Below are 20356 nucleotides of genomic sequence, written 5' to 3'. Positions count from 1 at the left end.
TGGTGCCTCCGCACAAGATAAACCTGGTCGAGGCGGCGGATCAAAAGATCAAAAAGGTCTTCGATCCGCATATCGCCGGCGACGTCAACGATGCCCAGGTCAAGATCGCCAAGTTCGGCGATGTCTTCGACTGGCACGCGCATGACAATGAGGACGAAGCCTTCCTCGTGCTGCGCGGGCGCATCGCCATCGATTTTCGCGACGGCACGGTGGAACTCTCCAGCGGCGAGTTCATCGTTGTGCCGCGCGCCGTCGAGCATCGGCCGCGCTCGCTCAGCGAAGAACCTGTCGTGCTGATGTTCGAGCCGGCGACGACGCTCAACACCGGCAACGCCAAGAGCGACCTCACAGTCGCCGATCTGAAGCGGCTCTGACCCATGAACGCAGCCGCCTTCTCCTCGCTCTCGGCCGATCACCAGCGCCTGCAGGCGCTGGTCGGCGCGTGGCGTGGTGAGGAAGAGGTGGCGGCAACCCAATGGACCGATGCCGGCACGGCGACTTCCGAAGTGCTGGCTGAGGCACAGTTCGGCGGGCTGTTCGTGGTGCAGCGCTATCGCCAGCGTCGCGACGGCACGGTCTCGTTCGGCGCGCACAGCGTGTTTGGCTTCGACCAGCAAAACAGCATCGCCACCATGCATCAGTTCGACTCGATGGGCTTCGTGCCGGCGGCGCCGGCCACGGGCACGTGGAACAGCAACGAACTCACTCTGGAGCGGTCGTCGCCGCGCGGCGTCGCGCGCGTGACGTATGTTTTCGACGGTGCCGACGTCTACCGCATGCGATTGCAGTTCAAACCTGCCGGCAGCGATGCCTGGCAGGACATGGTGAGCGGCGTTTACCGGCGCGTCTCGCCTTCCGAGTTAGGGGAAGGCTGAGCGATGCAGATCGTGGGCATGGCGGTTGAAAAAATACACATAATCACACATATATTGGCTGTGTATTTATGTGGAGACAAGCGATGAAGAATGTCACCCTAGCCATGGACGACGCTCTGCTCGAAAAGGCGCGAGGCCTTGCCGGACGTCGCAACACCACGCTCAACGCCCTCATTCGTTCACTGCTTGCGCATGAAGTCGAGCAGGAAGACCGGATGGCCTGGGCCAAGGCGGGAATGAAGCGACTCATGGACGAGGCCGCGAGACGGGGCGACAGCGCCGACACCCCTTACAAGTGGGATCGAAGGGACGCCTATGCCGACCGGGAGGATCGATTGCTTTCTCGACACGAACGTCCTGATCTACGCGGCTTCGGAGAAGAATCGTGATCCACGCCGCGCGCCGATCGCCGCAGAACTGGTATCGAGCACCATCTTTGGCGTGTCGGGGCAAACTTTGGCCGAATTCGCCGCAGTGTCGCGAGCGAAATCCCTTCTGGGCGATGACCTGCTCGACCAGTGGCTGGTTCTCCTCGGGACCTGTCCTTTGGTACCCGTCGACGAAAGCTACGTCCGCTCTGGGCTGGACCTCGCGCGCCGTTATGGAATTCACTACTACGACGCCGCACTTCTCGCCGCGGCCGGGTATCTCGGTGCGCCGATTTTCTACACCGAGGATCTCAACCACAACCAGGTTTATGGCTCGGTACGAGCCGTCAATCCTTTCTTGTAATCGCTGAATCCAGAGGCGTTATCACCCATGTCCATTCTCGTCGACAAGAACACCAAGGTGCTGGTGCAGGGCCTGACCGGCAAGACCGGCACGTTCCACACCGAACAGGCGCTGGCCTATCACGGCACAAAAATGATCGGCGGCATCCATCCCAAGAAGGGCGGCGAGACCTGGACCGGTTCCAAGGGCGAGAGCCTGCCGATCTTTGCCACCGTCGCCGAGGGCAAGGAAAAGACCGGCGCCAATGCCTCCGTTGTCTATGTGCCGCCGGCGGGTGCGGCTGAGGCGATCCTGGAGGCGATCGAGGCCGAGATCCCACTGATCATCTGCATCACCGAAGGCATACCGGTGATGGACATGATCAGGGTCAAAGCGCGGCTCGACCGCTCGACCTCGCGGCTGATCGGCCCGAACTGCCCGGGTGTGCTCACGCCTAACGAATGCAAGATCGGCATCATGCCCGGAAACATCTTCCGCAAGGGCTCGGTCGGCGTTGTTTCGCGCTCGGGAACGCTTACCTATGAGGCTGTGTTCCAGACCACCAATGTCGGCCTCGGCCAGACCACCGCCGTCGGCATTGGCGGCGACCCCGTCAAGGGCACCGAGTTCATCGACGTGCTCGAGATGTTCCTCGCCGACGACGAGACCAAGTCGATCATCATGATCGGCGAGATCGGCGGTTCGGCCGAGGAAGACGCCGCGCAGTTCCTCAAGGACGAAGCCAAGCGTGGCCGCAAGAAGCCGATGGCCGGCTTCATCGCCGGGCGCACGGCGCCGGCCGGCCGCACCATGGGTCATGCGGGCGCGGTCATCTCCGGCGGCAAGGGCGGTGCCGAGGACAAGATCGCGGCAATGGAATCGGCCGGAATAAAGGTGTCGCCCTCGCCGGCAAGGCTGGGCACGACCCTGGTCGAGGCGATCAAGGGTTAAAGCGAGTAGCGAGTAGTGAATAGCGAATAGGGAAAACAGAGTAGCGGCGCGACCACGGGGCAATCCCTACTCGCTATTCGCTACTCCCTATTCGCTCAAACAGGAGACGGAGCCGGGCTCCGCGGACAAAAATGGCAAGACAAGATCAGGCCAACGACCAGTTTTCGCTCACCTCTTTCCTCTATGGCGGCAATGCCGATTACATCGACGCGCTCTATGCCGCCTATGAGGACGATCCAGCCTCGGTCAATCCCGAATGGCAGGAGTTCTTCGCCGGGCTGAAGGACGATGCCGGCGATGTGCGCAAGAATGCCAAGGGCGCCTCATGGGCGAAGCCCTCCTGGCCGCTGCAGGCCAATGGCGAACTGGTGTCGGCGCTCGACGGCAATTGGGGTATCGTCGAGAAGGCGATCGAAAAGAAGGTCAAGGACAAGGCGGTCACCAACGGTGTCGTCCTTTCCGACGCCGATGTGCACCAGGCGACACGCGATTCCGTGCGCGCCATCATGATGATCCGCGCCTACCGCATGCGCGGCCATCTGCATGCCAATCTCGACCCGCTCGGCATCGCCAAGCCGCTTGAGGACTACAACGAACTGTCGCCAGAAAATTACGGTTTCACCGAAGCCGATTATGACCGACCGATCTTCCTCGACAATGTGCTCGGGCTTGAATTCGGCAGCATCCGGCAAATGCTGGAAATCCTCACCCGCACCTATTGCTCGACGCTGGGCGTCGAGTTCATGCATATTTCCGATCCCGAGGAAAAGGCCTGGATCCAGGCGCGCATCGAGGGCGCTGACAAGGAGATCTCCTTCACCGCCACCGGCAAGAAGGCGATCCTGCAGAAGCTGGTCGAATCCGAAGGTTTCGAACAGTTCATCGACGTCAAGTACAAGGGCACCAAGCGTTTCGGCCTCGATGGCAGTGAAGCGTTGATCCCGGCGCTGGAGCAGATCATCAAGCGCGGCGGCCAGCTCGGCATGAAGGAAATCGTGCTCGGCATGGCGCATCGCGGCCGGCTGAACGTGCTGTCCCAGGTGATGGCCAAGCCGCACCGCGCCATCTTCCACGAGTTCAAGGGTGGCTCGGCCGCGCCCGACGAAGTCGAGGGTTCGGGCGACGTCAAGTACCATCTCGGCGCCTCGTCGGACCGCGAGTTCGATGGCAACAAGGTGCATCTGTCCTTGACCGCCAACCCCTCGCATCTGGAAATCGTCGATCCGGTGGTGATGGGCAAGGCGCGCGCCAAGCAGGATTATCTGTTCGGCCGCAGCCGCGAGGAAATCGTGCCGCTGGAAGAGCGCGCCAAGGTGCTGCCGCTCTTGCTGCACGGCGACGCCGCCTTCGCCGGCCAGGGCGTGATCGCCGAAATCCTCGGCCTGTCCGGCCTGCGTGGCCACCGCGTCGCCGGCACGCTGCATTTCATCATCAACAACCAGATCGGCTTCACCACCAATCCGCGCTTCTCGCGCTCGTCGCCCTATCCGTCCGATGTGGCCAAGATGATTGAGGCGCCGATCTTCCACGTCAATGGCGACGACCCGGAAGCCGTGGTACATGCCACCAAGGTGGCGATCGAATTCCGCATGAAGTTCCACAAGCCTGTTGTGGTGGACATGTTCTGCTACCGCCGCTTCGGCCACAATGAGGGCGACGAGCCAGCCTTCACTCAGCCGATCATGTATCGCAACATCCGCACCCACAAGACGACGGTGCAGATCTATGGCGACCGGCTGATCGCCGAGGGCCACATCACCCAGGCCGAACTCGACCAGCTCAAGGCCGACTGGCGGGCGCATCTGGAATCCGAGTGGGAAGTCGGCCAGCATTACAAGCCCAACAAGGCCGACTGGCTCGACGGCGCCTGGTCGGGCCTGCGCACGGCCGACAACCAGGACGAACAGCGGCGTGGCAAGACCGCCGTGCCGGTCAAGACGCTGAAGGAAATCGGCAAGAAGCTGACCGAGGTGCCGAAGGATTTCGAAGCGCACAAGACGATCATCCGCTTCCTCGAGAACCGCCGCCAGGCGATCGAATCCGGCGAAGGCATCGACTGGTCGACGGCCGAGGCGCTGGCCTTCGGCGCCATCCTGCTCGACGGCAATCCGATCCGCCTGTCGGGACAGGATTCCGAACGCGGCACCTTCTCGCAGCGCCATTCCGTGCTCTACGACCAGCGCGACGAGACCCGCTACATTCCGCTCAACAATCTGTCGGCAGCGCAGGCCGGCTACGAAGTCATCAACTCGATGCTGTCGGAAGAGGCGGTGCTCGGCTTCGAATATGGCTACAGCTTGGCCGAGCCGAAGGCGCTGACATTGTGGGAAGCGCAGTTCGGCGACTTCGCCAACGGTGCCCAGGTGGTGTTCGACCAGTTCATCTCGTCGGGCGAACGCAAGTGGCTCAGAATGTCGGGCCTCGTCTGCCTGTTGCCGCATGGCTATGAAGGCCAGGGTCCGGAACACTCCTCGGCCCGGCTCGAACGCTTCCTGCAGCTTTGTGCCGAAGACAATATGCAAGTCGCCAACTGCACGACGCCGGCCAACTACTTCCACATCCTGCGCCGGCAGCTGAAGCGAGACTTCCGCAAGCCGCTGATCCTGATGACGCCGAAGTCGCTGCTGCGCCACAAGCGGGCGGTGTCGACGCTGCCGGAAATCTCGGGCGAAAGCTCGTTCCACCGGCTGCTGTGGGATGATGCCCAGCTGCTGTCCAACCAGGCGATCAAGCTCACCAAGGATTCCAAGATCCGCCGCGTCGTACTGTGCTCGGGCAAGGTCTATTACGACCTCTATGAGGAGCGCGAGAAGCGCGGCATCAACGACATCTATCTGCTGCGCGTCGAACAGCTCTATCCGTTCCCGGCCAAGGCGCTGATCACCGAACTGTCGCGCTTCCGCAATGCCGAGATGGTGTGGTGCCAGGAGGAGCCCAAGAACATGGGCGCCTGGTCGTTCATCGACCCGTATCTGGAATGGGTACTGGCGCATATCGACGCCAAGCATCAGCGGGTACGCTACACCGGCCGTCCGGCGGCCGCCTCGCCGGCGACTGGGTTGATGTCCAAGCACCTTGCCCAGCTCGCCGCCTTGCTCGAAGACGCGCTTGGTGAATAGAACAGAGCGCCCCAATAGAGCAGAATTGGGCTGACAAAACAGAACCGACCAGAAACGGACAGGCACAATGGCTACCGAAATCCGCGTTCCTACTCTCGGCGAATCCGTCACCGAAGCGACTATCGGCAAATGGTTCAAGAAGGTCGGCGATGCCATTGCCGCCGACGAGCCGCTGGTCGAGCTCGAGACCGACAAAGTGACGGTGGAAGTGCCCGCCGCCGCCGCCGGGACGCTGAGCGAGATCACCGTCAAAGAAGGCGAGACCGTCGGCGTCGGCGCGCTGCTGGGTTCGATTTCGGCAGGTAGCGCGGCCGCTGCTCCGGCTACCAAGCCGCAAGCGGTGTCGCAGGCCTCGTCGCCGGATGCGGCATCGACCGGCAAGCAGGCCGCGGCCGAGACCGCCAAGATCGCCGGCGATGCCGGCCCGGTCGAGCCGCGCAGCATGCCGCCGGCGCCGGCGGCCGCGAAACTGATCGCCGAAAGCAATCTCTCGGTCGACCAGATCTCCGGTTCCGGCAAGCGCGGCCAGGTGCTGAAGGGCGACGTGCTCGACGCGATCTCCAAGGGTGCGCCGTCGCAGCCGGCCGAGACGCCCAAGGCCGCACCGGCCCCCGTTGCCGTGCGGGCGCCGTCCTCGGGTGACGACGCATCGCGCGAGGAACGCGTGCGCATGACCAAGCTGCGCCAGACCATCGCGCGCCGCCTCAAGGAAGCGCAGTCGACCGCCGCCATGCTGACCACCTTCAACGAGGTCGACATGTCAGCGGTGATGGCGTTGCGGACCAAGTACAAGGACGTGTTCGAGAAGAAGCATGGCGTGAAGCTCGGCTTCATGGGCTTCTTCACCAAGGCCGTCACCCACGCGCTGAAGGAAATCCCCTCCGTCAACGCCGAGATCGACGGCACCGACATCATCTTCAAGAACTACGCCCATATCGGCGTCGCCGTCGGCACGGAAAAGGGCCTGGTCGTGCCGGTGGTGCGCAATGCCGACCAGATGTCGATCGCCGAGATCGAGAAGGACATCGGCCGGCTGGGCATCGCCGCGCGCGACGGCAAGCTGTCGGTCGCGGATATGCAAGGCGGGACGTTCACGATTTCCAATGGTGGCGTTTACGGGTCGCTGATGTCGACGCCGATCCTCAACGCGCCGCAGTCGGGCATTCTGGGCATGCACAAGATCCAGGACCGGCCTGTCGTGGTCGGCGGCCAGATCGTGATCCGACCGATGATGTATCTGGCGCTGAGCTACGATCACCGCATCGTCGACGGCAAGGAGGCGGTGACCTTCCTGGTGCGCGTCAAGGAAAGCCTGGAGGATCCGGAACGGCTGGTGCTGGATCTGTGACGTCTGGTGCTGATCCGGCTGTTTGAATGCGTGCCGAGGAAGGGATCTGCGCGGCAGAATGACGACCCGTTCCCTTAGCCTTTCCAAGGTGCCTTCGATCGCATCGATCGCGGTCGGCATGCTGCTGGCCGCCACTGGCGCCCGCGCCGCCTGCCCGATCGAGCTCGCCGTCTATGGCGATGCCCAAAGCGGCAGCGAGATCGATTTTACCCCGACCGGCACTTCGGCGACCGTCACCAACACGTTCCGCATGGTCCTCGACAACAATGTGATGCTGAACGGCATCGTCATGTGGAACGAAGGCGTGTCGCGGCCGAACGGCGCGCTGATGTACAAATGCCCCGAGGGCGACGTCACCGGCGAGGAGCTTGCCGCCTGTACGCCCTGGCATGGCGTCATCTACACGGCGGATGACAAGGGCAGCATCGGCCTGCTGCCGGCCGAAGGCGTCGAGGCGCCGAAGACGCTGGTCCTGCCCGATCTCGGGCCCTCGCTGCGGCAGTCCAGCGCCTATGGCGGCAGCGGATTTTCGAAAGTGCCGTGGGATGTGTTTGCCTTGAAGGGATGCCAGGAATGAGCGGGACGCAAAAGGTGTTGCTGGTCACCGGCGGCAGCCGCGGCATTGGCGCCGCGATCTGCCGGCTCGCATCGAAGGCCGGTTACCGACTGGGGATCAACTATGCTGCGAATCAGAATGCCGCCAATGCACTGGTCGCCGAGATCGAGGCCGCCGGCGGCGACGCGATCGCTGTCCGGGGCGATGTCGGCAGCGAGACCGAAATCGTGGCCATGTTCGAGGCCGTCGACCGCGCCTATGGCCGGCTCGATGCCTTCGTCAACAATGCCGGCATCGTCGACGTCAAGGCGCGCGTCGACGAGATGGACGTGGCGCGGCTGGAGCGCATGATGCGCATCAATGTCGTCGGCTCGTTCCTCTGCGCCCGCGAGGCGGTCAAGCGCATGTCGACCCGCCACGGCGGGTCGGGCGGATCCATCGTCAACATCTCGTCGGCGGCAGCGACATTGGGCTCGCCGGGCGAATTTGTCGACTATGCCGCCTCCAAGGGTGCCATCGACACTTTTACCATCGGGCTTGCCCGTGAGGTCGCGCTGGAAGGCATCCGTGTCAATGCGGTGCGGCCGGGACTCATCGATACCGAGATCCATGCCTCTGGCGGGCAGCCGGACAGGATAGAACGGTTCCGCGATATACTGCCGATGAAAAGAGCGGGCACCGCGAATGAAGTCGCGGGTGCGGTTCTCTATCTCCTATCCGATGCCGCGTCCTATACGACAGGCGCGATCCTGAATGTCAGCGGCGGCCGCTGAGCCCCAATCAAGAAGGACAGTATCATGGCTTATGACGTCGTTATCATCGGATCGGGACCAGGCGGCTATGTCTGCGCCATCAAGGCGGCGCAGCTCGGCCTGAAGACGGCTGTGATCGAGAAGAACGCGACCTTCGGCGGCACTTGCCTCAACATCGGCTGCATCCCGTCCAAGGCGCTGCTCCATGCCTCCGAGATGTTCGCCGAGGCCGGCCATTCCTTCGACACGCTCGGCGTCGAGATATCAGCGCCGAAATTGAACCTGAAGAAGATGATGGCGCACAAGGACGCGACGGTGTCTTCGAACGTCAACGGCGTCGCCTTCCTGTTCAAGAAGAACAAGATCGACAGTTTCCGCGGCACCGGCAAGGTGGTCGCGGCCGGCAAGGTCTCGGTGACCGGCGAGGACGGCAAGGTCGAGGAGATCGAGACCAAGAACATCGTCATCGCCACCGGCTCGGATGTCGCCGGCATTCCCGGCGTCAAGGTCGACATCGATGAGAAGGTGGTCGTGTCGTCGACCGGCGCGCTGTCATTAGACAAGGTTCCCGGCCATCTGGTGGTGGTCGGCGGCGGTGTCATCGGGCTCGAACTCGGCTCGGTGTGGGCACGGCTCGGCGCCAAGGTCACCGTGGTCGAATTCCTCGACACCATCCTGGGCGGCATGGACGGCGAGGTTTCCAAGCAGTTCCAGCGCTTGCTTTCAAAGCAGGGTTTCGAGTTCAAGCTCGGTGCCAAGGTGACCGGCGTCGCCAAGGCCAAGAAGGGTGCGACCATCACTTTCGAGCCGATCAAGGGCGGTGCCGCCGAGACCATCGAGGCCGACGCGGTGCTGATTTCGACGGGACGCCGCGCCTATTCCGACAGCCTCGGGCTGAAGGAAGCCGGCGTCGAGGTCGACGATCGCGGCCGGGTGAAGACCGATGGCCATCTGCGGACCAACGTTCCCAGCATCTATGCCATCGGTGATGTCATTGCCGGGCCGATGCTGGCGCACAAAGCCGAGGACGAAGGCGTGGCGGTGGCGGAAACCATTGCCGGCCAGGCCGGCCATGTGAATTATGATGTCATTCCGAGCGTCGTTTACACCACTCCGGAAATCGCCTCGGTCGGCAAAACCGAGGAAGAGCTGAAGAAGGCAGGTATCGACTACAAGGTCGGAAAGTTCCCGTTCAGCGCCAATGGCCGGGCGCGCGCCATGCTGCACACCGACGGCTTTGTGAAGATCCTCGCCGACAAGACGAGCGATCGCGTTCTCGGCGTCCACATCGTCGGCTTCGGCGCCGGCGAGATGATCCACGAGGCGGCGGTGCTGATGGAGTTCGGCGGCTCGTCCGAGGATCTCGCCCGCACCTGTCACGCGCATCCGACGATGTCGGAAGCGGTCAAGGAGGCGGCGCTCGCGACGTTCTTCAAGCCGATCCACATTTAACGGCCGACATCGTCCAAAACAAAACGGCCCGCCTTTCAGCGGGCCGTTTTGTATTTGATGTCGGGCCAACTTATTGAGCCGGCGCTGGGGCTGGAGCCGGAGCTGGTGCCGGAGCGGGCGCTGGTGCTGGTGCCGGTTCTGCGGGTGCCGGGGCTGGCGCAGGTTCGGCCGGCTTCATTGGTTCTGCCGGAGCGGGCGCTGGGGCCGGTGTGCTGGCCGCCGGCGGCTCGGCGGGTGTCGGATGCTCACCACCACTTCTTCCGAAAACATAATACGCGACAACCGCCAGAATAACGACGACCAGCGCAATCAGCCAACCACTACCGCCACCGCCGCCACTTGGCCTCGGAGCGTTGGTGGACGAATTGAACGGGTCGTTTGGATTCGGTGCGTTCGCCATAAAAGTGTCCTCCGTGGATGAAAGATATCAATCAACACCAATCAACGCGCAATCATCGAACTGGTTTCACGCTAGGGTTGGAAAACGCCAAAAACAAGGACAATCCTGCCTTCCCGGAGCCTGAATGGCGTCGTTTCGCCACGCAGCGCACCAAGTCTGTGCCTGCTATGGTTGAATTAGAGGATTTTGCCGTGATGAATCGCACAGCGCAGGTTGTCCCGAATCACTACGAGGCTCTTGCTGGGGCCCAGTTCGCCGACCGCTATGTGCTGATCACCGAAGGTCTTTCGTTGACCGCACTCGGTGCCGCCGAACGGGCTTTGGGGCGAACGCCGCGATGGGTCGGCTGGCTCACGGCGCTGCGCAATCTTGCCGTCAGGCCGTTCCGGCTGAAGACGGGCCTCGAACCTGCCGTGTTGCCGTTCGGCCGGATCGGAATATTTCCGCTCCTCAGCCAGTTTCCCGGCAAGGTCGTGCTTGGCCTCGACGACCGGCATCTCGATTTCCGGGTCCTGGTTGAAGTCAGGGATCTCGGCATGGGTCGTCAGGAGGTGGCCGCAACGACGGTCGTCAAGACGCACAATTGGCTCGGGCGCGCCTATCTCGCGATCATCATGCCGTTTCACCGGATCATCGTTCCGGCGATGCTGGCTCAGATACTGGTCAAGTAAAACTAAAGTCCGACAGGCGTGACGGTATAGCCGGCCTTGCGGAAATCCTCGACCAGGCCTTCGGGGCCGGGAAGGTGGAGGGCGCCGACCGCCATGAAGGCATTGCCCCTGGCAAGGATCGGCCCGGCATGCTCGACCATCACCTTGTTACGGCTGGTGATCATGGTTTCCTCGAACGCCGCATAGCCTGCGGGGTCGTCCTGTCCTTCTGGCATAGCGGCACGAAACAGCGGCCAGAACATGCCGGTGTCGCCGCGCTGGTAGAGCACAATCATGGTTTCGTTGATGTCGTTGACCTTGTCGCCGAGCTTCAGCGTGTCGACGAGACCCTTCATGTGAAAGGCAAGCGGCAGCGAGGCCATGGCGCGCAGCTGGCTTTCAGCCGTCTCCAATCCTTCCACCGGCTTGCCGGCAGCCTTTGCACCCTCCGCCAGCTTGACGTCGAGCACCGGCGCGCCGCCGGACTGGCGGGCAAGTTCGCAGGCCGGCAGTGCCATCATTGCCGAGAGCATCCACGGCTTCATCTTGGCAACGGTCGCCGGCGGGATGCCGCGCGCGTCGAGCGCGGTGTTCATGGCCGCCGCATCGTCGGGCGACAGCAGCGACGCCAGCGTCGTGCTATCGGTGAACATCATCAGGTCCGGCTCCTTGAGCATCGCGACCATCATCTTCTGCTTGTCGAGCACGTCGGTGGTTTCGATGACGATGGTGCCGGCGGCGTCATAAGCCTTCTGCGCGTCCGCTGGCAGCGTGGTGACGCGCGGGTCGGTCATGTGCATGGTGCCGAACAGGAAGGATGGTTTTTCGCCCGGCTTTTCCAGCTTCCACAACAGGCCCTTGCCGTTCGGCGTCGCGGCCGCTTCCGTCTCGATCTTGCGGTAGGTCGCCGGATCGTTCTTCTGCAACGCCGACAGCATGTCGGCGCCGCTGCAGGTCGGGATTTCCGCATGCGCCCTGCCGGCCGCGAACAGCAAGACGGCAAGGAACGACAGGAAAAACAGGACGTTGAGCGCAACAAGCAGCTTCAGCGAGACGTGAGCTGCACGGTCGGCGATGGCGATGACGCGTTTCATGGTTCCGTTTTAGGACTGAAAAGCGGCAAAACGGTTAACCTGCACGGCGAAATTGAAGGGTTTATGCCCGTGGATGCGCCGATTCGTAGATTTCAAGTAGCTGCGCCGTGTCGACGCCGGTGTAGATCTGCGTCGTCGACAGGCTGGCGTGGCCCAAGAGTTCCTGGATGGTGCGCAGGTCGCCGCCGCGGCCGAGCAGATGGGTGGCGAAGGAATGGCGCAGTGCATGCGGCGTCGCTGTGTCGGGCAGGTTCAGCGCCGAGCGCAGCTTGGCCATGTCGCGCTGAACGATGGCCGGGTTGAGCGGGCCGCCGCGCGCGCCGCGAAACAACAGGCCCTTCGGGTCGAGGTGATAGGGGCAGAGCCGGCGGTATTCGGCAATCGCCCGCAGCGCTACCGGCAGCACAGGCACCAGCCGTGTCTTGCCGCCCTTGCCGATGACGCGCAGCACGGTGTCGGTCGCCGACGCCAGATCGGCGCCGGCCAGACCGAGTGCCTCGGAAATACGCAGGCCGGAGCCGTAGAGCAGCGTCAGCACGGCGGCGTTGCGGGCAGCGATCCAGGGTTCCTCCGCCAATTGGCCCTCGATGGAAACGACATGTTTTGCATCGCTCGCTGTCAGCGGCTTGGGCAGCGATTTGGGCTGGCGCGGCGCGCGAAGGGCTGCCGCACCTGCCGCATTGGCAAGGCCGCGCCGCTCAAGGAAACGCAGCAGAGAGCGGATGCCGGCCAGCCCGCGGCCGAGCGTGCGGGCGCCGGCACCGGCATTGCGCCGCGCCGCGAGGAAGCCGCGCAGATCGGCCGGGCGGAGATTGGCGATGTCCGAAATGCCGGGCGAGCCGCCGCAATGGCCGGTGAGGAAATGCAGGAACTGGCGCGTGTCGCGCTCATACGCTTCGACGGTCTCAGGTGACAGCCGACGTTCTCGCGCGAGCATCTTCAGCCAGCTTTCACGCGCCGCCTGGAGATCGGGTTTGGCCGGGATGAGGAATTCCTGCATGGCGGCATTTTCGGGTATTCGGGTTAGGAAGCGGTGAAGAGCCCGTCATTGAAATGACAGCCGCGTGGGGCTAGAGCAGGCCAAAGGATATTTCGCCATGAGCAAGCCCCAGAACCCTGTCCAGATGGCCGTGATCGGCGCCGCCCACGGCATCAAGGGCGAATTGCGGGTGAAGACCTTTACCGGTGAGCCGCTGGCGCTGGCCGACTACGGCCCGCTCTATGCCAGGGACGGCCGCGCCTTCCAGATCATCGACATCAGGCCCGCCAACACGGTCGTCGTGGTCCGCTTCAAGGGCATTGCCGACCGCAACGCGGCCGAGGCGCTGGCCGGCACGGAGCTGTTTGTCGATCGCTCGATGCTCCCGGACGACGGCGACGAAGACGAATTCTATCATGCCGACCTCGTCGGCCTGGAAGTCCGGGACGACACGGGTGCCGCGCTCGGCAAGGTGGTCGCGGTGCACAATTTCGGCGGCGGCGACATTCTCGATGTTACGCTGGGCGGGCGCAAGGGCGTGCTGATTCCGTTCACGCAGGCCGCCGTGCCGCAGGTGTCGATCGCCGAGGGTTTTGTCCGCGTCGATCCAGCAGCCGCCGGGCTTGTCGACGACGAGGATGGCGATGGCTCGCGCGAAGAAAATTTCGATCCGAAGGGCAGGCCGCGCGGACCGAGCGACGCCGGGGGCAACCGGTGAGTTTTTTCGCCTCCGTGCTGACACTCTATCCCGAAATGTTCCCGGGCGCGCTCGGCCTGTCGCTGGCTGGGCGGGCGCTCGAGGCCGGCACATGGTCGCTGGAGGCGATCCAGATCCGCGACTTCGCCACCGACCGCCATCGCACCGTCGACGACACGCCGGCCGGCGGCGGCGCGGGCATGGTGATGCGCGCCGATGTTTTGGCGAAAGCCATCGACCACACGTCGCCGCCGGGCGACGCGCGGCCACGGCTGTTGATGAGCCCGCGCGGCAAACCGCTGACTCAGGCCCGCGTGCGCGAACTGGCCGCCGGGCCGGGCGCCGTCATCCTGTGCGGGCGTTTCGAAGGCGTCGACCAGCGGGTGATCGACGCGCGGGGATTGGAGGAAGTCTCCATCGGCGATTTCATCCTCTCGGGCGGCGAGCCGGCGGCGCTGGTGCTACTCGATGCCATGGTGCGGCTGTTGCCCGGCGTGATGGGCAATGCGGTGTCAGGCGAGGAAGAGAGTTTCGAAAACGGCCTGCTCGAACATCCGCACTACACGCGGCCGCAGGAGTTTGAAGGCCGCGAGATTCCCGAGGTGTTGATTTCGGGCAACCACAAGAAGATCGCCGCATGGCGGCGGGCTCAGTCCGAAACGCTGACCAAGGAAAGGCGACCCGACCTGCTCAGCGCTCAGCCTTTGGTGAAGTAGTAAAAGGCCAAAAAGAGACCGACGGCGACGACGAAGCCACGCACCGCGTTCTGCGGCACACGCTTGGCGATCCAGACGCCGGCATAACCGCCCAGCGCGCCGCCCGGGATCATGATGATCGCCTGTGGCCAGGCGACGACGCCACCAGAAACGAAGACGACGATCGCCACCGCAGCGATGACCATGGCCAGCATGTTCTTCAGCGCGTTCAGCCGGTGATAGTCGCCGGCCTGGGTAAGGCCAAGCGTCGCCAGCATCATCACGCCCATGCCGGCGCCGAAGAAGCCGCCATAGATGGCGGTGAGAAACTGCGCCAAGGAACCGGCCAGCGAGCCCACGGCCGCTTCATGCCCCGGTTTCGGCGCCGGCTTCAGCCACGGTCCGGCAGCGAACAGGGCGGTCGCTGCCAGCAGCAGCCACGGCACCAGGGCGCGAAACGACGGATTGTCGAGCGCCAGCAGAATTAGCGCACCGGCCAGCGCGCCTGCGGCCGAGATCAGGCAGAGCAGCAGCGCACCGCGCCAGAAATGCCTGATGTCGGCTGAGTAGGCGAGCGTCGAGGTGATGTAGCCTGGAAACTGCGTCACCGAGGAGGTGGCATTGGCGACGATCGGCGGCAGGCCGACCAATGTCATGGCGCCGAAGGTGATGAAGGTGCCGCCACCGGCGACCGCATTGGCGGCGCCTGACAGAAAGCCCGCCAGGAACAGCAGGATGGCATCGAAGACAGACATGGAATGCGGCCGCTCAAGACTGTGTTGTTTCAGGCTTAGAAAGCCTGAAGGGCCGACGCAACCCGGCACGGCAAGATTGCGATGAGGCCATGCGCGCAAAAAAGACTCAGGCGCAGGCGTGACAAAGTGCTGAAATAGCTGTATGTGCCCGCCCGTACTGGCAAGAAAACTCTGCCGGGCCCGTCAACAATGACGGTGTAGTCGCCCCTGCCCGATGTTTCAAAGACAGATGTCTCGAACAAAGGGCATAGCCGAGCGGTCAATGGAACTGCAAGGCGAGTGTCGGACGCTCTGACTGTCGGAAGAACAAGAAGTGGACTATTGAGATGGATATTCTCCGTCAGCTCGAGGCCGAACAGGCCGCCAAGATCGAAGCCAAGCGCAAGCTTCCCGAATTCCAGCCCGGCGACACCGTGCGCGTCCAGGTCCGCGTGACCGAAGGCACCCGCACCCGCGTCCAGGCTTACGAGGGCGTCGTCATCGCCCGCGCCGGCGCCGGTTTCCAGGAGAACTTCACCGTCCGCAAGATTTCCTACGGCGAAGGCGTCGAGCGCGTGTTCCCGGTCTATTCGCCGATGGTCGAGGGCGTCGAGATCGTTCGTCGCGGCAAGGTGCGTCGCGCCAAGCTCTACTACCTGCGCGATCGTCGCGGCAAGTCGGCCCGTATCTCGGAAAACACCGGCGTGCGCGCCCGCAAGCTGAACGATGAGGAGCGCGATGCGCTGAATGCCGAGAAGGCTCGCATCGAGGCTGAGAAGGTGGCAGCCGCCGAGGCTCTGGCCGCCGAGAAGGCCGCTCAGGAGGCCGCCGAGAAGAAGGCCGCCGCCGAGGCCGCTGAAGCCGCCAAGGCAGCAGAAGCCGCCACCGCCGAATAGGATTTTCGTCAAGCATGTTCAAAAAGGCGGCTTCGGCCGCCTTTTTTCGTTTCCGGAGAACGTTGGGCTTGGCAGGAAATTCGCGGTTGACTCCATTTATATCGTGTACTAAGAAATCGTGCACGATTTAAATGGAGAAGCGAAATGCCTGCACTGTATTCCACCCAAGCCCGTGCCGTCGGCGGCCGCGCCGGCCATGTCCAGAGCGATGATGGCTTGCTCAGCCTCGACCTTGCCATGCCCAAGGAGCTGGGCGGCAAGGGCGGCGCCACCAATCCCGAGCAGCTTTTCGCCGCCGGCTATGCCGCCTGCTTCGAAAGCGCCATGCGCTTCATCGCCGGCAAGCAGAAACTGCCGCTGCAGGACGCCTCGGTGACGGCCAATGTCAGCCTGCACACGAATGCGCAGGGCGGATTTGTGCTTGGCGTTTCGCTCGCGGCGGAAACGAAAGGTCTTGATCAAACGGCGGCGGAAGCGCTTGTATCGGCGGCGCATCAGGTTTGTCCCTATTCCAACGCCATCAAGGGCAACATCGAAGTGGCGCTTTCGGCAAAGGCGCTCCCGGCAAAGGCAGCATGACCGCGGAAACGACAACCATGTCCACACGTACCCCGGCGCAATTCGCCGGGGCGGCAAAACTCGACCAACAGCTCTGCTTCGCGCTCTATTCGGCAAGTGGACTGATGACGCGGCTGTATCGGCCGTTGCTCGATCCACTCGGCCTGACCTATCCGCAATATCTGGCCATGCTGGCACTGTGGGAGCGCGCGCCGAGCACGGTGGGCGAGCTCGGCGAGGCGCTCGGGCTCGATTCGGCGACACTGACGCCGCTGCTCAAGCGGCTGGAGGCGGGCGGCTTGGTCACGCGCCGTCGCGACCCAGCCGACGAGCGCCGGGTTCTGGTTGAGCCGACGGCGAAAGGCCAGGCGCTGCGCGAGCAGGCCGGAAGCGTGCCGGCAGCGATGCTTTGCAACCTGCCGCTGGAAGCCGACGAGTTGAAATCCCTGCACCACACCCTGACGCGGTTCGTCTCCGGCTTGCGCAAGGCAGATGCGGGCGCCGCGAACCAGAGCTGATCGCCGCCGCGGCACTGTTCCTTCTCGAATTGCAGGATTGAAGGCATTGGATTCCGCTTTCGTGTGAACTGACGCAGCGGAGCGTCTTGCATGACGCTTGCGGAAAGCTAAAGTCGGCGCCGGATTTTCCTGCAAGCCCGGCCATGCCCGGGTCATCAATTCCCGGGGAGTGTGTCATGACCAAATCGAAACTGCTGCTGGCAGGCCTGCTTGCCCTCGTCCTGGCGCCCGTTGCCGCCTTGGCGCAGGCGCTTCCCGATCTCGGCGGCAAGAAGGTGGTGGTGGTCACCGAAAACGCCTATCCGCCGCTGCAGTTCATCGACGCCAAGACCGGCAAGCAGATCGGCTGGGAATATGACGCGATGAACGAGATCGCCAAGCGGCTCAATTTCACGGTCGAGTACCAGAACACCTCCTGGGATGCGATGATCCAGGCGGTTTCCGACAACCAGTACAACATCGGCATGACCGGCATCACCATCAAGGACGACCGCAAGGAGAAGGTGGATTTCTCCGACCCCTATATGCGTTCGGAACAGTTCATGCTGGTGCGTGGCGACGAGAGCCGCTTTACCGACGCCAAGACCTTCGGCGCCTTCAAGGACGGCTTGATCGGCGCGCAGGCCGGCACCACACCCTTCTACACCGCCGTCTATAGCGTGCTCGACGGCAATGAGCAGAACCCGCGCATCAAACTGTTCGAGACGTTTGGTGCGACGGTGCAGGCGCTGAAATCAGGCGACGTCGATGTCGTGCTGACCGACGGCACCGCCGGCAAGGGCTATGTCGACGCCTCCGAGGGCAAGCTGAAGCTGATCGGCGGGCCGCTCGGCACCGAGGATTTTGGCTTCATCTTCCCGAAGGGCTCGGATCTGGTGAAGCCGGTCAACGCGGCGATCGCCGCGCTCAAGGCGGACGGGACGCTCGATGCGCTGAACAAGAAGTGGTTCCTTGATTACAAGATGGGGCAGTAGGCCTCCTTGCCACGCGCATTACATGATGGTTATGCGCGACAATTCGCGCTGACTTTGCGCTTGAACGCCCCCCTCTGCCCTGCCGGGCATCTCCCCCTCAAGGGGGGAGATTGGCTGTTCATTCTCATTTCGCCAATCGCAAACGTTAGAGAAAGAGCGACGTCATCGAGGCTGCCAATCTCCACACTTGAGGGGGAGATGTCCGGCAGGACAGAGGGGGGTGGCCTGGCGCGTCGCGACATTTGCTTGGCCGGTATCGCCTGAATGTCGACGCATGCATCTTCCTCCAAAGCCGACTTCCCCTGGTGGCTCGTCGTTGCCGTAACCATCGCGATCGCGGTGGCCGTCTTCGTCGCCACCAGCAACCTCTACGCCCAGGTCTTCGCCACGGTCGCCAAGGGTATCGGCATCACCATCTTCGTCACCGTGATCGCCTTCGTGCTGGCGTCAGTCATTGGCCTCGGCATCGCACTGATGGGAATGTCGGGTTCACGTTTGATGCGCCAGATCGCGCGCTTCTATGTCGAGGTCATCCGCGGCGTGCCGATCTTGGTGCTGTTGTTCTGGATCGCCTTTGCCGGTGCTCCGGCTTTCGTCGCGGGCTGGAACGCGCTGACCGCTCCGCTGCAGAGTGCCGGCCTGTTCGGCGAATTGCTGGTGCGCGACGTGTCGCTGTTGTGGCGCGCCATCATGGCGCTGACCATCGGCTATTCGGCCTTCATCTCGGAGGTTTTCCGGGCCGGCATCCAAGCGGTGGAGAAAGGCCAGATCGAGGCGGCGAAGGCACTCGGGCTGAGCCGCGCGCAACGCTTCCGGCTGATCGTGTTTCCGCAAGCGATCCGCACCATCCTGCCGCCGCTCGGCAATGATTTCGTCGCTCTGGTCAAGGATTCCTCGCTGGTCTCGGTGCTCGGCGTCGCCGACATCACGCAGATGGGCAAGGTCTATGCCGCCGGTTCGTTCCGCTTCTTCGAGACCTATTCGATAACAGCCTATATCTATCTCATCCTGACGGTAGGCCTGTCCCTGGCCTTGCGCGCACTGGAACGGCGGCTGCATCGCCAGCACGAGCAATAGTTTTCGGGCCAAGACAGCGCTACGATCCCTCAGCATTCTCGTTGAGGAGGTCCCATGATCGTCGACAAAGCCAATGCGGCGCTGGATTCCGTCTACACGGCCGATACGCCGGAAGCACTGGCGCACGCCTATGCCGATTGGGCCGCGACCTATGATAGCGAAACCGCGTCGCTCGGCTATCTCCTGCCGTTTCTGATCACCGCCTGGGTGGCGCGCCATGTGCCTGCGGGCGATGGACCATTGCTCGATGCCGGCTGCGGCACCGGCCTGTCGGGTCCGTCGCTGAAGGCGCTGGGCTACCACGACATTGCCGGGCTCGACCTTTCCGACGACATGCTGAAGATCGCCGGCAGCCGTAATGCCTACAGCGAGCTGAAACAGGCGATGCTCGGCGGTCCGCTGCCGTGGTCGGACGGTCATTTCCGCGCCTTCTTCTCGACCGGCGTGTTCACCATCAGCCATGCGCCGGCGTCTGGCCTGCATGAGCTGGTGCGCATCACCCGAAAGGGCGGGCATGCAATCTTCACCGTGCGCGACCAGGTGTTCGAGAGCGGCGGCTTTCAGGCCGTGTTCGACGAACTGGAACAGATGAAAAAATGGCGGGCGGTCGAGCAAAGCCCATGGTTCCGCTGCTATGCGATCGCCGAGCCGGATGCGTTGGTGAAGACGTTTGTGTTCGAAATCCTGTAGCGGAGTGAAGCCTGGTCTTCGACATCGAAGCACCCAACGGCTGGAACTATGTGCAAGTAAGTGCGTTCCGAAAGCGTGGGATTGCGCCCGGCCTCATTGCGGAAGCGGGCTATGGCGCGGCCAGTCATTCCGCGCAGGAGGAAGGTTGAATGGCGTCCGTCCGTTATATCGTTGCCGACGTAGACAAGGCGGTAGAATTTTACCGGGACAATCTCGAATTCAAGGTCGAAATGCACAATCCCGGCAAGTTCGCAGCGCTGCTTCGCGATGACCTTACCCTGTATCTCAGCGCTCCAGGTGCGGGAAGCGGTGGTCAGGCTGGAGGTGATCCGGAGCCAGGCGGATGGAACAGGTTCATGGTTGTAACCAAGGGACTGGACGACCTGATCAACCGGTTGCGCGCGGCCAACGCGACGTTCCGCGGGAACATCAGCGATGGCGGTGCGGGCCGGGCTATTCTGCTTGAAGACCCATCGGGCAACGTTATCGAGCTGTTCGAATTCAAGAAGGACAGACAGTGATCTCCCCATTTCGTCTAGGGGATGCACACATCTTTTGAGGTGGATGACTCGCTTTTGATTGGTTGTTTGGCGTTGGGATGTGATTCTGTTGGCGATGCTCGGATTGAGG

General features: G+C 63.0%; 23 protein-coding genes. 20 read left to right on the top strand and 3 right to left on the bottom strand.

All coding sequences use genetic code 11. The features are described 5' to 3' along the window. Nucleotides 1-2: 2 nt before the first annotated feature. The 11 genes from NKI38_RS29310 (at nt 3) to NKI38_RS29260 (ending at nt 10835) form a co-directional block, all read left to right on the top strand. The gene (locus tag NKI38_RS29310; protein WP_352630762.1) at nt 3-374 is read left to right on the top strand and encodes a cupin domain-containing protein; all 372 of its coding nucleotides are present in this window, start codon (nt 3-5) and stop codon (nt 372-374) included. Between the two features lie 3 nt (nt 375-377). After that, nucleotides 378-875: a DUF1579 family protein gene (locus NKI38_RS29305; protein WP_352663848.1), complete on the top strand. Its 498-nt coding sequence runs from the start codon at nt 378-380 to the stop codon at nt 873-875. A gap of 83 nt (nt 876-958) precedes the next feature. After that, nucleotides 959-1264 carry a hypothetical protein gene (locus NKI38_RS29300; RefSeq protein WP_352663846.1) on the top strand — a complete coding sequence of 102 codons (306 nt, stop codon included), beginning with the start codon at nt 959-961 and terminating at the stop codon, nt 1262-1264. Further along, entirely contained in the window at nt 1191-1607 is a 417-nt protein-coding gene (locus NKI38_RS29295; RefSeq protein WP_352663844.1) for a PIN domain-containing protein, read from the top strand. Before NKI38_RS29300 ends, NKI38_RS29295 begins: the two co-directional genes overlap by 74 nt. Nucleotides 1608-1634: 27 nt before the next feature. After that, nucleotides 1635-2537 (top strand): succinate--CoA ligase subunit alpha, encoded by a 903-nt coding sequence (gene sucD, locus NKI38_RS29290; RefSeq protein ID WP_352663842.1) that lies wholly within the window; start codon nt 1635-1637, stop codon nt 2535-2537. Between the two features lie 131 nt (nt 2538-2668). Then, entirely contained in the window at nt 2669-5656 is a 2988-nt protein-coding gene (locus tag NKI38_RS29285) for a 2-oxoglutarate dehydrogenase E1 component (RefSeq protein ID WP_352663840.1), read from the top strand. Between the two features lie 67 nt (nt 5657-5723). Next, entirely contained in the window at nt 5724-7004 is a 1281-nt protein-coding gene (odhB, locus tag NKI38_RS29280; RefSeq protein ID WP_352663838.1) for a 2-oxoglutarate dehydrogenase complex dihydrolipoyllysine-residue succinyltransferase, read from the top strand. 58 nt (nt 7005-7062) lie between these two features. Beyond that, on the top strand, nt 7063-7581 hold the full coding sequence (locus NKI38_RS29275; protein ID WP_352663836.1) for a hypothetical protein: 519 nt from the start codon (nt 7063-7065) through the stop codon (nt 7579-7581). Continuing rightward, a complete protein-coding gene (locus tag NKI38_RS29270) occupies nt 7578-8333 on the top strand; it encodes an SDR family oxidoreductase (protein ID WP_352663835.1) in 756 nt (251 codons plus the stop codon). The genes NKI38_RS29275 and NKI38_RS29270 overlap by 4 nt, the downstream gene beginning before the upstream one ends. A gap of 24 nt (nt 8334-8357) precedes the next feature. Further along, nucleotides 8358-9764 carry a dihydrolipoyl dehydrogenase gene (gene lpdA / locus NKI38_RS29265; protein ID WP_352663832.1) on the top strand — a complete coding sequence of 469 codons (1407 nt, stop codon included), beginning with the start codon at nt 8358-8360 and terminating at the stop codon, nt 9762-9764. A gap of 594 nt (nt 9765-10358) precedes the next feature. Beyond that, nucleotides 10359-10835 (top strand): DUF2867 domain-containing protein, encoded by a 477-nt coding sequence (locus NKI38_RS29260; protein ID WP_352663830.1) that lies wholly within the window; start codon nt 10359-10361, stop codon nt 10833-10835. Between the two features lie 2 nt (nt 10836-10837). Here NKI38_RS29260 and NKI38_RS29255 read toward each other — a convergent pair whose 3' ends face one another. Together NKI38_RS29255 and NKI38_RS29250 are read right to left on the bottom strand one after the other, a co-directional pair. After that, nucleotides 10838-11908, bottom strand: coding sequence for a TraB/GumN family protein (locus NKI38_RS29255; protein ID WP_352663828.1), 1071 nt, complete (start codon nt 11906-11908; stop codon nt 10838-10840). A gap of 61 nt (nt 11909-11969) precedes the next feature. Continuing rightward, on the bottom strand, nt 11970-12908 hold the full coding sequence (locus NKI38_RS29250; RefSeq protein WP_352663826.1) for a tyrosine recombinase XerC: 939 nt from the start codon (nt 12906-12908) through the stop codon (nt 11970-11972). Nucleotides 12909-13005: 97 nt separating this feature from the next. Between NKI38_RS29250 and rimM the strand changes: the two genes are divergently transcribed. Then, nucleotides 13006-13605, top strand: a complete 600-nt coding sequence (gene rimM / locus NKI38_RS29245) for a ribosome maturation factor RimM (protein WP_352663824.1) — start codon at nt 13006-13008, stop codon at nt 13603-13605. Beyond that, entirely contained in the window at nt 13602-14300 is a 699-nt protein-coding gene (gene trmD / locus NKI38_RS29240; protein WP_352663822.1) for a tRNA (guanosine(37)-N1)-methyltransferase TrmD, read from the top strand. The genes rimM and trmD overlap by 4 nt, the downstream gene beginning before the upstream one ends. Here trmD and NKI38_RS29235 read toward each other — a convergent pair. Next, nucleotides 14282-15034, bottom strand: a complete 753-nt coding sequence (locus tag NKI38_RS29235) for a sulfite exporter TauE/SafE family protein (RefSeq protein ID WP_352663820.1) — start codon at nt 15032-15034, stop codon at nt 14282-14284. The two genes, trmD and NKI38_RS29235, sit on opposite strands and share 19 nt — an antisense overlap. A gap of 326 nt (nt 15035-15360) precedes the next feature. On the opposite strand from NKI38_RS29235, the gene rplS reads away from it, so the two are divergent. From rplS to NKI38_RS29200, 7 genes are all read left to right on the top strand, one after another. After that, nucleotides 15361-15909 carry a 50S ribosomal protein L19 gene (rplS, locus tag NKI38_RS29230; protein WP_352663818.1) on the top strand — a complete coding sequence of 183 codons (549 nt, stop codon included), beginning with the start codon at nt 15361-15363 and terminating at the stop codon, nt 15907-15909. A gap of 144 nt (nt 15910-16053) precedes the next feature. Then, complete coding sequence (locus tag NKI38_RS29225; RefSeq protein WP_352630792.1) at nt 16054-16488, top strand: organic hydroperoxide resistance protein; 435 nt, start codon at nt 16054-16056, stop codon at nt 16486-16488. Then, entirely contained in the window at nt 16485-16985 is a 501-nt protein-coding gene (locus tag NKI38_RS29220) for a MarR family winged helix-turn-helix transcriptional regulator (protein ID WP_352663816.1), read from the top strand. The genes NKI38_RS29225 and NKI38_RS29220 overlap by 4 nt, the downstream gene beginning before the upstream one ends. A gap of 176 nt (nt 16986-17161) precedes the next feature. Next, nucleotides 17162-17959, top strand: coding sequence for a transporter substrate-binding domain-containing protein (locus NKI38_RS29215; protein ID WP_352663814.1), 798 nt, complete (start codon nt 17162-17164; stop codon nt 17957-17959). A 264-nt stretch (nt 17960-18223) separates the two neighbouring features. Continuing rightward, entirely contained in the window at nt 18224-19036 is an 813-nt protein-coding gene (locus tag NKI38_RS29210) for an amino acid ABC transporter permease (RefSeq protein WP_352663812.1), read from the top strand. 54 nt (nt 19037-19090) lie between these two features. After that, complete coding sequence (locus NKI38_RS29205) at nt 19091-19726, top strand: class I SAM-dependent DNA methyltransferase (RefSeq protein WP_352663810.1); 636 nt, start codon at nt 19091-19093, stop codon at nt 19724-19726. 149 nt (nt 19727-19875) lie between these two features. After that, nucleotides 19876-20247 carry a VOC family protein gene (locus NKI38_RS29200; RefSeq protein WP_352663808.1) on the top strand — a complete coding sequence of 124 codons (372 nt, stop codon included), beginning with the start codon at nt 19876-19878 and terminating at the stop codon, nt 20245-20247. Nucleotides 20248-20356 lie beyond the last annotated feature (109 nt).

The sequence above is a fragment of the Mesorhizobium sp. M0621 genome (genome assembly GCF_040320745.1).
Classification (GTDB): domain Bacteria; phylum Pseudomonadota; class Alphaproteobacteria; order Rhizobiales; family Rhizobiaceae; genus Mesorhizobium.
This window is presented reverse-complemented; position numbering and strand designations above follow the sequence as displayed.